Origin of the sequence: Streptosporangium sp. NPDC020072 (assembly GCF_040631445.1) — a bacterium.
Taxonomy (GTDB): Bacteria; Actinomycetota; Actinomycetes; order Streptosporangiales; family Streptosporangiaceae; genus Streptosporangium.
In genome coordinates, this window is record NZ_JBEYAB010000001.1 from 189,239 (window position 1) to 201,551 (window position 12,313).

At 71.9% G+C, this 12,313-nt stretch carries 12 protein-coding genes; 7 read left to right on the forward strand and 5 right to left on the reverse strand.

Annotation, left to right across the window (positions count from 1 at the left end; all coding sequences use genetic code 11):
- Window positions 1-112 precede the first annotated feature (112 nt).
- The 4 genes from ABZ470_RS00870 to ABZ470_RS00885 all read left to right on the forward strand — a co-directional run bounded on the left by ABZ470_RS00870 (window position 113) and on the right by ABZ470_RS00885 (window position 2,234).
- Entirely contained in the window at window positions 113-415 is a 303-nt protein-coding gene (locus tag ABZ470_RS00870) for an isoamylase early set domain-containing protein (RefSeq protein ID WP_362909126.1), read from the forward strand.
- 134 nt (window positions 416-549) lie between these two features.
- On the forward strand, window positions 550-1,350 hold the full coding sequence (locus ABZ470_RS00875; RefSeq protein ID WP_362909128.1) for a hypothetical protein: 801 nt from the start codon (window positions 550-552) through the stop codon (window positions 1,348-1,350).
- A 128-nt stretch (window positions 1,351-1,478) separates the two neighbouring features.
- Window positions 1,479-1,847: an STAS domain-containing protein gene (locus ABZ470_RS00880; protein WP_352010575.1), complete on the forward strand. Its 369-nt coding sequence runs from the start codon at window positions 1,479-1,481 to the stop codon at window positions 1,845-1,847.
- 117 nt (window positions 1,848-1,964) lie between these two features.
- The gene (locus tag ABZ470_RS00885; protein WP_352010574.1) at window positions 1,965-2,234 is read left to right on the forward strand and encodes a hypothetical protein; all 270 of its coding nucleotides are present in this window, start codon (window positions 1,965-1,967) and stop codon (window positions 2,232-2,234) included.
- 35 nt (window positions 2,235-2,269) lie between these two features.
- Here ABZ470_RS00885 and ABZ470_RS00890 read toward each other — a convergent pair whose 3' ends face one another.
- Together ABZ470_RS00890 and ABZ470_RS00895 are read right to left on the reverse strand one after the other, a co-directional pair.
- Window positions 2,270-2,671 (reverse strand): ATP-binding protein, encoded by a 402-nt coding sequence (locus ABZ470_RS00890; protein ID WP_362773601.1) that lies wholly within the window; start codon window positions 2,669-2,671, stop codon window positions 2,270-2,272.
- A 185-nt stretch (window positions 2,672-2,856) separates the two neighbouring features.
- Complete coding sequence (locus tag ABZ470_RS00895) at window positions 2,857-3,075, reverse strand: EF-hand domain-containing protein (protein WP_362773604.1); 219 nt, start codon at window positions 3,073-3,075, stop codon at window positions 2,857-2,859.
- Window positions 3,076-3,190: 115 nt separating this feature from the next.
- On the opposite strand from ABZ470_RS00895, the gene ABZ470_RS00900 reads away from it, so the two are divergent.
- On the forward strand, window positions 3,191-3,667 hold the full coding sequence (locus ABZ470_RS00900; protein ID WP_362909130.1) for a GNAT family N-acetyltransferase: 477 nt from the start codon (window positions 3,191-3,193) through the stop codon (window positions 3,665-3,667).
- A 47-nt stretch (window positions 3,668-3,714) separates the two neighbouring features.
- Here ABZ470_RS00900 and ABZ470_RS00905 read toward each other — a convergent pair whose 3' ends face one another.
- A complete protein-coding gene (locus ABZ470_RS00905; protein WP_362909132.1) occupies window positions 3,715-5,328 on the reverse strand; it encodes a beta-N-acetylhexosaminidase in 1,614 nt (537 codons plus the stop codon).
- Window positions 5,329-5,483: 155 nt separating this feature from the next.
- Between ABZ470_RS00905 and ABZ470_RS00910 the strand changes: the two genes are divergently transcribed.
- Complete coding sequence (locus ABZ470_RS00910; protein ID WP_362909134.1) at window positions 5,484-7,202, forward strand: sialidase family protein; 1,719 nt, start codon at window positions 5,484-5,486, stop codon at window positions 7,200-7,202.
- Window positions 7,203-7,288: 86 nt separating this feature from the next.
- Entirely contained in the window at window positions 7,289-9,625 is a 2,337-nt protein-coding gene (locus ABZ470_RS00915; protein WP_362909136.1) for a Tex family protein, read from the forward strand.
- 124 nt (window positions 9,626-9,749) lie between these two features.
- Here the strand turns inward: ABZ470_RS00915 and ABZ470_RS00920 are convergent, their stop codons facing one another.
- Complete coding sequence (locus ABZ470_RS00920) at window positions 9,750-11,192, reverse strand: WGR domain-containing protein (protein ID WP_352010567.1); 1,443 nt, start codon at window positions 11,190-11,192, stop codon at window positions 9,750-9,752.
- Window positions 11,193-11,301: 109 nt separating this feature from the next.
- The gene (locus tag ABZ470_RS00925; protein WP_362909138.1) at window positions 11,302-12,018 is read right to left on the reverse strand and encodes a DUF998 domain-containing protein; all 717 of its coding nucleotides are present in this window, start codon (window positions 12,016-12,018) and stop codon (window positions 11,302-11,304) included.
- Window positions 12,019-12,313: the final 295 nt, after the last annotated feature.

Here is a 12,313-nt window from a genome sequence, read left to right on the forward strand (position 1 = left end):
GGATGTCGGCTTCCTGATCGCGGCCCACAGGTGAGGGTCGCGGCCGAGGCCCGTGCCGCCTGGCCGATCACGGTCGGTTACCTACGGAGACAGTGATGTCAGGAGAGACTCGATGATCAAGCGTGGTAAGCCCACCAAGAACGGGAAGGTCAGACTCACCTTCACCGTGCCGTCCGACCGGGCCGTCGGCGGAATCTCACTGGTCGGCGACTTCAACGGCTGGGACCCTTACGCCCACCCGATGGAGCGCAAGGAGAACGGCACCTACCAGGTGACCCTCACCGTCCCGTCCCAGCAGCCGATCCGCTTCCGTTACCTCGCCGACGGCGGGGTCTGGTTCGACGACGCGGACGCCGACCACCACGACGAGCAGGGAGGCCACCTCCACCCCGCCGGACAGCTCGCCGGCGCCTAGGGACGGACGGTACGACGGGATCTCGCCGTCTCCACGGTCACCTCCGGCGAGACGGCCTCCCCCCGCACGTCCCGCCTGTTTCACGCCCGACCGGCGGGTATCCGTAACGGTGGGCACGACGACAGGGGGAGCGGATGCGGACGACCCACACCGGCCGGGCGGCCGGCACCGCCACCGGGCCCGTCGCGGGAACCGTCACCGGAGCCACCGTCGGGGCCAACGTCGGGGCCACTGTCGGAGCCAACGTCGGAGCCACTGCCAGGGCCACCCTCAGGGCCGCCGCCGGGACCCTCGCGCGAGGACTCGCCTCCGCGCGCGGCGAACGCGCGATCTTCGCGGACGGCGCCACCTTCCACGCCACGCTCCGCCCGCTTGACCATCCGATGTTCGGCGTCCCCGCCCTCGACGGACCCGGCGACCATCCCGCGCTGGTCCGCCTGTCCAGGGCCGGGCTCCTGCCCGCTCCCCTGCCCGACGTGCTCGGCCTGGCCGTACGGCTGCCCGGGGCGGGCGGGGCGGGGGGCGACCTCGACCTGCTGCTGTGCTCGGCGCTGTGGCCCGGCCTGCTGCCCCTGCCCCGGCGCCGTTTCGTCCCCGGGGTCTACTCGACGATCCTGGCCTACGACCGCGCGGGGGAACCGCTGCGCTTCCTCGCCGTCGGGCACGGCCCGGCCGCCGGAGTGCCCGCCGTACCCGCCCTCCTCGGGGAGGCCGTCGCGGACGGGCCGCTGGAGTTCACCCTCGGCGTCGACGGCGCGGACAGACGTCCCCTGGTACGGCTGAGCGTCCACACCCCCCTGCCGGACCAGGCCGGTGATCCGCCGGGATTCGACCCGGTCCTGAACAGCCACCCCGCGCTGCGGCCCTCGGAGCGGCTGCAGGCGACCCGGCTCGCCGCCTACGCGGGTTCCCGCCGGGGACGGGCCGTCCGCTGACCGTCCGCCGTTCCTGCCCGCCCGTTGAACTGTCCTCAGCCATGGGCGTACGGTGGTTGGAGTGGTTTCCGTCTTCGCACGGCTCCCATAAGGGCGCTGTCTCAGGCTGAGGTAGACAGCGGGGCATCATGACACGGCTTTCCGTCACCGTGAACGACCATCCACGGTTCTCCGTGGTCTCGCTCGACGGCGATCTCGACAAAACATCGGCCCCACGGCTTGAGGAGACGCTCACCGAGGTGCTGACGCGGAGACAGTCGCGCGTCATCATCGACACGACGAGACTCGGCTTCTGTGACTCAAGCGGCGTCTGGACCCTGCTCACGACGCTGCGGCGGGCCTACGAGCTCAACGGCTGGCTGCGTCTGGCGGGCGTGCACGGGGTGCTCGGCCGGATGCTCGAACTGACCAGGCTGGCCGACGCGTTCCCCATCGACCGGGACGTGCAGGAGTCCCAGATGAGGGTGTTCGGGGAGAGCGTCCCCACCCCCCGCTGAACGGGTAAAGACCCGTCGACGAAAGGGCCGTGACACGGCAACGACGACGTCGCGGGCCCCGCACGGCTTCCTAGGGTGATCGGGCCAGGTAGGCCGAGCCCACAGGGGGAGCCAGGGATGCGTCGTGTCCGCATCACGATGGACAACGCCGCGCTGCGCGACGTGGTGCCCGGCGCCGCCGCGCGTGAGGCGGGCTTCGACGTCCGGGCCTCCCAGGTGATCCGCCGGGTCGGCGCCTCACACGAGGGGCACCCCGTCGAGGAGGTCTACGAGACGCTGCGCGCGAGCCTGCTGCAGATCCCGGGGGCCCGCACGTTCAACGAGGCCCGGGTGCGCAGGTGCGCGACGCTGATCAGCGAACGACGCGACCCGCTCTCCCGCGACTGACCCTCCCGGTGGCCTTCAGGAACCCTCAGGAACCTTCAGGAACGCAGCATGGTCAGCCGTACCGTCGAGGCGCCACGCTCGGTGAGGATCTCCACCGAGTCGCACATCTCCCGCATCAGCCACAGCCCGTAGCCCCTGCGGGAGCCGATCGGCGGCTGGACACGTCCCGCCCCGGTGTCGGTGAGCAGTCCCGCCTCGTCGATGATCTCCGCGACGACCCGCTCGGCGTCACAGCGCAGGACGACCAGGCCCTCGGTGCCCGCGTGGTCGAGCACGTTGTTCGCGGCCTCGCTGATGGCCAGGACGAAGTTGGTCTCCCGCAGCTCGCCGAGCGCCGCCGCCGCGAGGAACTCCCTGGCCCGGCGCCGCATCTCGGACAGGTCATCCCCGATCGGGAAGGACGTCCTGCGCGCCTCGCCACGGGTCGTCTCAGCCACGGGGGTCGTCCCCCGCGGCGCGGACCGTCCGCCCCGGCTCACCGGCCGGGACGAGAACGGGGGACCCGTCGAGGTCCGTCCGTCTGTCCGGGCGAATGGCCATGTCCTCACCGAGAGATCCGTTGGTGGTCCAGGTATCGTCACACTACCCGACCCCCTGAAAGCGATCTTCGAAGGGCCACCCGTCAGTCGCCGGCGACGATCCTGACGAACTCCTCGAAGGACAGCCGCCCGTCGCCGTCGGCGTCCGCGTCCCGGTTCAGCGAGCCGAGGGCCTCCGCGGGCAGGCCGGGGAAGTGAGCGCCGAACTCCTCCTCGGTGACGAAGCCGTCCCCGTCGGCGTCGATGGCGTCGAACCTCCGCCTGAGCTCCGTCAACCGCTCACCGGTCGGCTCTTCCCGCATGGTTGCCCGCCTTTCCCGACGTTTCCGACATCCCGTGTGTGACCAGACAACCTACGGGACGCACCCCCGGTACGGCCACGCCGGGCCGCCCGGCCCGTGACCCTAGACTGCGGGCATGATTCGTCCCGCAACGCCGGAGGACGTCCCGGCGATCGTCGACCTGATCCGCGGCCTCGCCGAGTACGAGAAGGCCCTGCGGGAGGTCGAGACCACGCCCGAGCAGCTGCACGAGGCCCTCTTCCGCCCCGAGCCCGCGGTGTTCTGCCACGTCGCGCAGGACCCCGACGAGGGACGGGTCGTGGGCTTCGCGATCTGGTACGTCACCTACTCGACCTGGCTCGGCAGGCACGGCATCCACCTTGAGGACCTCTTCGTCCTCCCGTCCGCCAGGGGGCGGGGGTACGGCAGGCGGCTGCTGGCCGAGCTGGCCCGCCTCTGCGTGGCGCGGGGGTACGGCAGGCTCGAATGGCAGGTGCTCGACTGGAACACCCCGGCCGCGGAGTTCTACGTCTCGCTCGGCGCCGGGCCCCAGCAGGAGTGGATCCCGTACCGGATCACCGGGCAGGCGCTTGAGAAGCTCGCCGCACGGTAGGGCTCGGCCGCCCTGTTCGTCCCGGGCGGCCTCCGGAGGGAACGGGCTCAGTCGCCCTGTTCGTCCCAGCTGACCTGCGGTGATCGGTGGAAGTCGATGCCCATGACCGCCCACCGGGGCCCCTGCGCGCCGAGGCGGCGCGCGAAGGCCGCCCAGTCGTGGGTGGCCCCGGGCGACCAGCCGAGTTCGGCGACGGCGGGCAGCCGGGGGAAGGCCATGTACTCGATCTCCTCCTCCGTCGAGATCGCCTCGGTCCACAGCGGCGCCTCGACGCCGAGCACGGCCGAGGCGGGCACGCCCTCCAGGTGGGAGCCCGGGTCCCAGTCGTAGGCGTCGCGCACCTCGACGTAGCCCGCCCACTTCTGGCCCGGCACGGTCTCCGGGTCGTACTTCATGTCGAGGTAGGCCCGGTTCGCCGGTGACATGACCACCCGGGCGCCCCGGGCCACGGCTTCGGCCACCAGCGGGTCTGAGCCGGTTCGCCCCCAGTACTGCAGGACGCGTCCCTCCTGGTGGCGCACCCCGGGTTCGCCGATCTGGTGCCAGCCCACGACCGTCTTGCCCGTCGCGGCGACCATCGGCTGGACCCGGTTCATGAACGCGGCGTACCTGGCGGTCGGGGTGGCCCGTGCCTCGTCGCCGCCGATGTGCAGATAGGGGCCGGGGGTCAGCGCGGCGACCTCTCCCAGGACGTCCTTGACGAAGGTGTGGACCTCCTCCTTCGTGGTGCACAGCGAACTGAACCCGACGTCGGTCCCGGTGTAGGGCGGCCTGGCCCTGCCGTCGCAGTTCAGCTCGGCGTAGGAGGCCAGCGCCGCGTTGGTGTGGCCGGGCAGGTCGATCTCGGGGACGACCGTGACGTACCGCCGCGCCGCGTGGTCGACGATCTCCCTGTACTGCGCCTTGGTGTAGTGGCCGCCCGGGCCGCCGCCGACCTGGGTGCGCCCGCCGTACGCGGCCAGTCTCGGCCTGCTGTCCACGGCGATGCGCCAGCCCTGGTCGTCGGAGAGGTGCAGGTGCAGGTGGTTGATCTTGTAGAGGGCGATCCGGTCGATGTACCGCTTGACCGTCTCGACCGGGAGGAAGTGGCGGGCCACGTCCAGCATCGCGCCCCGGTAGGGGAAGCGCGGGTAGTCCACGATCCGCCCGCCCCGTACCGTCCACGGCCCCGGCACGGCGGTCGGGCTCTCGACCTTCGGCGGCAGGAGCTGGCGCAGCGTCTGCACCCCGTTGAAGAGCCCGGCGCCCGTCCTGGCGCGGATGACCACGGCCTCGCCGGTCACGTCGAGCCGGTACCCCTGGGAGCCGACGACCGGGTCCGCCCCCGTGAGCAGCAGCGAGATCCCCTTACCTCCCCCGTCCTGGACGACCGGCAGGGCGTAGCCGGTCGAGGGGCGCAGCAGCCCGGCGAGGTAGGCGCCCACCTTCGCCGCCTCGGCGGAGCCCGCCTCGGTGTGGACGACCGCGTCCGGCGGCAGCGTGTAGGAGGCGTCCGCCGCGGGCCGTACCGAGACGGGAACCGGCAGGACCTCCCCCATCGGGGCGGGGGCCGTACGGGCACCCGTGGTCAGCGCCACCACGCCCGCGCCGAGCACGAGAGCCGCGACGGCGGTGAGACGTACGGGCCTGGAACGCCACAGGCGGGCCGGAGTCGGTGCCATGGCGTCCCCTCACCGGATGATCTCTGGCTGACAACCCTCGCCGACGGGACGATCGGCGTCAAGCAGGACACGGCGCCCAGGGGAAGCCATCATGACCACCGGGACGTAACCTCCCGGCAACCCCCCGGCCATCCGGCACCTGTTCGCTGTGCTCCATGGCCTGGCCGGACACCGAAGCCGTCGGATCGGACGTCACCACCCCCGTCATCGTGTACGGCGTCGCGGAACGGACCCCCGACGGGGAGCTGGCGCACGAGGGCAACCGGGTCCCCGACATCGTCGCCCTCGACGCCCGGCGCCTGGTGGTCGCCTGGCGGGCCGGGGTGGGTGACCCCCGCGACCCGGCGCCGACCGACCAGGGCTCCATCATGTACGCCAGGTCGGCCGACGGCGGGAGGACCTGGACGGTCGGCACGCTGGCCGGGGCGACCGCCGTCCACCGCTACCACTACGTGATCTTCCTGAAGGACGGGGACGCGCTGTACGCGCTGCTCGGGCGGATCACGGTCGCCGAGGACCGCGACCCCTCCGGCGACCTCGACGGCTTCCCCGTCACGATGACCGCGAAGCGGAGCCTCGACGGCGGCGTGTCCTGGGCCGACCTCCCCGTCGTCGTCGACGTGCCCGGCAACGCCAGGGGGGTGGTCGTCGCGGGCAGACCGCTCAGGCACGACGGACTGTGGCTGGTGCCGTACTGGCGGCGGGCGGGGAACACGACCAGGGCGGGAGTGCTGCGCTCGGCGGACCTGGTCACCTGGACCTCCGGCGGCCTGGCGGAGAACCCGCCGGGCGTCGCGGTCGAGGAGCCGCAGATCGCTCCGTCCCAGGACGAGCCGGGCGCGATCGTGATGGTGGCCAGGACCCTCGACCTGACCGGAGGGACCTCCCCCGCCGAACGGGACGCCCACTACCGCGCGAACGCCGCCTACTGCGCCACGGCCGTCAGCCGGGACGGCGGGCTGACGTGGTCGCCGATGAGACCGGACCCCGAACTGCCCAACTACTACGTCAAGACGTTCTTCTGCGGCGACTCCCAGGGCCGCCACCTCGCGATCTACAACACCTTCGCCGGGCCGTTCACCGGCCCCTCGGCCGCCAAGCCCGACCAGTACCGCGAGGTCCTGCACTACAAGGTCAGGCGTCCCGGCGAACCGTGGGAGCCCGGACGGCTCTTCGCCGACGGCCCCAGGCTGACCAGGGGGGCGGCCAGGGGGTGGGACGTCTACCCCAGCGCCGACGAGTACGAACCCGGCCGTCTCGTGGTCGTCTGGGAGCACAACCAGACCAACATCAAGGTCGCCAGGCTCGACATCTCCCGCCCCTTCCCTGACGGCGACCTGCCGACCGGCGACTGGACGCTCACCGGCGGGGCGCGGATCGACGCGGGCCGGATCCGTCTCAGGAGCACCGGCCCCGTGCCCTCCCACGCCTGGCGCCCCCTCGACGTCTCCAGGGGGTGCGACTTCACCCTGGAGTTCAGGGGGCGGGTCGACGACGACAGCGCGCTCGACCCGCGCACCGGCGCCGGCGTCTGCCTCGGCGCGAAGGTGGCCAACGGCGCGAGAAGGCTGATGCTGACCGTCCAGCGCGGCGGGGTCTGGACGATGCGCAAGGGCTCGGCCGTCTGGGAACGGGTCCACCCCCTCGGCGGTGCGGGAGCGCTCGCGACGTGGCGGGTCGACGTGGACAGCGCCGGGGTCGCCCGCCTGTTCCGCGACGGCGCGGACACCGGGGTCACCTGGGTCGTCCAGGACAGCAGGGAACGGCCCCAGCTCGCCCACTGGGTGACCGGGACGCCCGGCGGGAACGCCGCCGAGGCGACCGTCGAGTGGACACGGCTGACCCCTTTCCGCCGGGATCGCGCCCGGCTCTGACCGTCCCGTTCGATCCGCCTTCCCCGAGGTCGGCGCCGCCCGTCACGCGGTAGCTTGGTGGCTGCCATCACAAGGGAAGAGAGATCGTGACGACGTCTATTCATCAGCGGATCGCCGAAGAGCTGGGGGTGCGCGAGCGGCAGGTGCAGTCGGCGGTCGAGCTGCTCGACGGCGGGGCCACCGTGCCGTTCATCGCCCGCTACCGCAAGGAGGTCACCGGGGCGCTCGACGACGCGCAGCTCCGCACGCTTGAGGAGCGTCTGCGTTACCTGCGTGAGCTTGAGGAACGGCGTGCCGCGATCCTGGAGTCGATCCGCTCCCAGGGCAAGCTCGACGACGCCCTGGCGGCGCAGATCGCGGCGGCCGACTCCAAGGCCCGCCTTGAGGACATCTACCTGCCCTACAAGCCGAAGCGGCGCACCAAGGCGCAGATCGCCAGGGAGGCCGGGCTCGAACCGCTCGCCGACGGCCTGCTGAACGACCCGTCCGTCGATCCGCAGGCGGCCGCCGCCGCGTTCGTCGGCGAGGGGGTCGCCGACACCGCCGCCGCCCTCGACGGGGCGCGGGCGATCCTGGTCGAGCGCTTCAGCGAGGACGCCGACCTGGTCGGCGAGCTGCGTGAGCGGATGTGGTCCAAGGGCCGCCTGGTCGCGGCGGTCCGCGAGGGCAAGGAGGAGGGCGGCGCGAAGTTCTCCGACTACTTCGACTTCGCGGAGCCGTTCACCAAGCTTCCCTCCCACCGCATCCTGGCGATGTTCCGGGGCGAGAAGGAGGAGGTGCTCACCCTCACCCTTGAGCCCGAGCCCGAGCCGACCGGCACCTACGAGGGGCGCGTCGCGCACCGCTTCGGCGTCTCCGACCAGGGCAGGCCCGCCGACAAGTGGCTTGCCGACACCGTCCGCTGGGCCTGGCGCACCCGCATCCTCGTGCACCTGGGCATCGACCTGCGGATGCGCCTGTGGCAGGCGGCCGAGGACGAGGCGGTGCGCGTCTTCGCCGCCAACCTGCGTGACCTGCTGCTGGCCGCCCCCGCGGGCAGCCGCGCCACCATGGGCCTGGACCCGGGGCTGCGCACCGGCGTCAAGGTCGCGGTCGTCGACGCGACCGGCAAGGTGCTGGACACCGACACGATCTACCCCCACGAGCCGCGCAGGCGCTGGGACGAGTCGCTGGCCACGCTGGCCGCACTGGCCAAGCGGCACGACGTCGAGCTGGTCGCCATCGGCAACGGCACCGCCTCTCGGGAGACCGACAAGCTCGCCGGCGAGCTGGTCAAGCTGGTCCCGGGACTCACCAAGATCGTGGTCTCCGAGGCCGGGGCCTCGGTCTACTCGGCCTCCGCCTTCGCCTCCCAGGAGCTTCCCGGGCTGGACGTCTCGCTGCGCGGCGCCGTCTCGATCGCGCGCCGCCTGCAGGACCCGCTGGCCGAGCTGGTCAAGATCGACCCCAAGTCGATCGGCGTCGGGCAGTACCAGCACGACCTCGCGGAGACCAAGCTGTCCCGCTCGCTCGACGCGGTGGTCGAAGACTGCGTGAACGCGGTCGGCGTCGACGTCAACACCGCCTCGGCCCCGCTGCTGACCCGGGTCTCCGGCATCGGCTCGACGCTGGCGGACAACATCGTCCAGCACCGCGACGCCAACGGCCCCTTCCGCTCCCGCAAGGCGCTCAAGGACGTCGCCAGGCTCGGCCCCAAGGCCTTCGAGCAGTGCGCGGGCTTCCTGCGCATCCCCGGTGGCGACGACCCGCTCGACGCCTCAAGCGTGCACCCGGAGGCCTACCCGGTCGTACGGCGCATCCTGTCGGCGACCGGTGGCGACATCACCCGGCTGATCGGCAACGGCACCGTGCTGCGTTCGCTGCGGCCGCAGGACTTCGTTGACGAGACCTTCGGTCTGCCGACCGTCAGCGACATCCTGTCCGAGCTTGAGAAGCCGGGCCGTGACCCGCGTCCGGCCTTCAAGACCGCGACGTTCAAGGAGGGCGTGGAGAAGCTGTCGGACCTCAAGCCCGGCATGCTGCTGGAGGGCGTCGTCACCAACGTGGCGGCCTTCGGGGCGTTCGTCGACGTCGGCGTGCACCAGGACGGCCTGGTGCACGTCTCCGCGCTGTCGCGCAACTTCGTCAAGGACCCGCGCGAGGTGGTCAAGCCCGGCGACATCGTCAGGGTGAAGGTGCTCGACGTCGACATCCCGCGCAAGCGCGTCTCGCTCACCCTCCGCCTTGAGGACGAGCCCGCCCAGGGGCCTGCGAAGGGCGGCGCCCCCAGGGGGCAGGGTGGCGACCGTCAGCGTGGCGGCAGGGAGAACGGCGGCGGCAGGCAGCGGCAGGAGCGCGGCGGCGACCGGCGGAGCGCGCCGGGCGGCGCGATGGCCGACGCCCTGCGCCGGGCCGGTCTCGGCGGCTCCGACTCAGGGCGTTAGCCGTACGGCGACGCGGGCCCGGCGGCTCTTCCGCCGGGCCCGCTGTGTCCTTCCCGCCGAGTCCGCGGCTGTTTGATTCCCGCGGGCCCGCTGTGTCTCCCGGCCGGGCCCGCGGGCGGTGAGGTCAGAGCAGGCGCCTGATGTCGCCGTAGGCACGGTAGAAGCCGCCCCGCGCCGACTGGCGGACGCCCTCGACGAGGTAGCGGGCACCCGCCTCGCGCACCTCCTTGGGGAACTGCACGTTCCAGCGCGGGTCGTAGCCCTCACTGACGACCCGCACCCGCAGCCGGTCACCCTCCCTGAAGCACTCGACGACCACGCCGCCCGCGGCGTCCGTGACGGCGTCGAACACCACGGTCTCCAGCGTCGCGACCGGCTCGACCGCGGCCAGGCTCGCGGCGGCCTTGACGTCGACCGCCTGGGGGACGGTGCCCGCCTGGGCCGCCCTGATCGCCTCCTCGGTGGCGTCGATGCAGGCCAGGGTGCCGTCGGTGGTCACGATGTAGAGGCGGTCGTCGAGGTACTGCATGGAGAAGGCCGAGCCGCAGCCCGTACCCAGCTTCCACAGGCGTTCGCCGCTCTGGTCGAAGCAGTAGATCGAGGAGTGGTTGTCGCCGGCGAAGACGTACCGGCCGCCGGGGGCGGTCGCGCAGGAGAAGACGGTGGCGTCACAGCGGTAGACCGCCTCGGTCCTGCCGTCCGACTTGGCGAGCCTGTGCACGGCGCCCCGGCCGGTGCCCGCGTAGACCGAGTCGGCCTCCTGCCAGCCGAACAGCACCGCGCCCGCGACACCGGTCTCCCAGACCGGCTTGCCGTCGGCGGCGTCGTAGCGTGCCACGCCGGTGGAGTGACCGTGGTAGACGGCGTCGTCGTCGCAGCGGACCATCCAGGCGTACTCGCCCCGCCCCTTGCGTGCCCACTGGAACTCGTCCTCGTGGTCGATCGTGGTGATCCGGCCCGCCCTGTCCGACACGCCGAGCACGCCGTCGTGGATGTCCAGCCAGTAGATGTCGACGTCGTCGGCGATCTCGTAGGCGACCCTGGGCACCTTCCCGCTGAGGTCGTAGACCTTGCCGTCGTCGGCGCCCGCGTAGATCCAGAAGTCGTCGGCGACGATGCACTTCACCCCATCGGGCAGCCGGAAACGGCCGGTGACGGTGCCGCCGTGGGTGACGGTGTAGACGTCGCCGTTCTGGTTGCCGACCCAGCAGCGCTCCGAGTCGACGAAGATGCCGAAGGCCGCGGCTCCACTGGCGAAGCGCCACAGCACCGGGGCCTGGGAGGCGGTCGAGCGGACGCTCTCCACGCTGCGCCGGGTGACCGAGCGGCGCTGCCGCACCCCGCGCACGGCCGGGGCGTAGCCCTTCCTGACCTTCTCCGCGATCTTCTTGGCGGCCGCGGCCGCGGCCTTCTCCTCGGTCGTGAACGAGGAGATCTTGGTCTGGCCCGAGTCGCCGATGCGGCCGTAGCTGATGGTCACCTGCAGCCCGTCGTGCACGACCTCGTAGAACTTGTGGGAGCCTCCGCCGTCCTCGGACAGCTCCAGGTACGTGCTCCGCGCCGCCATGCCACACCTCTCGGTCGATTCGGTCGATCGATTTTCCGGGAGCGTACGGCAGATGGGCGACAAAACAGATGTTTTCCGCTGAACCGCAGGTCACCCACTCAAGAACCGCCTATCGAAGCGCCATGGAAGCGGGCGCGCCCTGCCCCCTGTCCCCCCGTACGGCCACGCCCGCCGGAGAGGCCGGGACCGTGGCCTGGACGGTGGCCCTGACTGCGTCCCTGGCGGTGGCCCGCTCCCGGCTGTGGCAGGCCCGCAGCACCGGGCCGAGCATCACGAGCACCCCGACCTCGAAGAGCACGACCAGCCGCTGGGTCACCCCGGCCGGGATGTCGTCGTTGGTCAGGTCGATGCCGAGCATCCGTACGACGTAGGGGGCGACCACCAGGACCAGCACGCCCAGGGAGGCCAGGCTCAGCAGCCGGACCGGGCGGGAGTACGGGCTGCTCGCGTACCTCCTGGCCAGGATCAGGCCCGCCAGCGGCATCGCCAGGAAGGCCACGAACGCCGCGTACCTGTGGATGCCGCCGGACATCGACAGCGGCACACCGGGCTTGTCCGTGGGGAAGGCGCCGATCAGCAGCATGCACAGCCCCCAGACGGCGATCAGCGTCGCGGCCCCCCGGTCCTCACCGCGCCGGGCGAGCAGGACGCCGAACGTGGTCGCGGCCGCGGCGAAGAGGCCCAGGGAGACGGGCAGCAGCCAGCCGTCGGTCTGGAAGGCGTATTCACTGATCACCGTGTGCACCGGGTCGAGCCCGGTGACCAGGTGAAGTCCCGTCATCGTCACGGCCCCGGCGCCGATCGCCACGTAACCGCCCACAAGCATCTTCGATCCCGCAAAAGCCTGACGTGCCATGGGTTCAACCTTGGCGAGCGGCCTCGTTCCGCAGTACCGGAGACGGTCCCCAGTGATCCCTGAGCCTTCCCGGAGGAACCCCGGGGCGGGGTGGGGTCACCTTCAGGGGGCCGTTCGTCACCCCAGGGCGCTGAACTGGGAGAAGACCACCCAGGGTAGGGCAGACCTCATCAGGGTAGCCCTTCTCAGGGTAGAGCTGGGGCTACCCGAGACTTGACCTTGAGCGCGCTCGAAGAGACATCGTGGGACACCGGGGCCGCCCCGA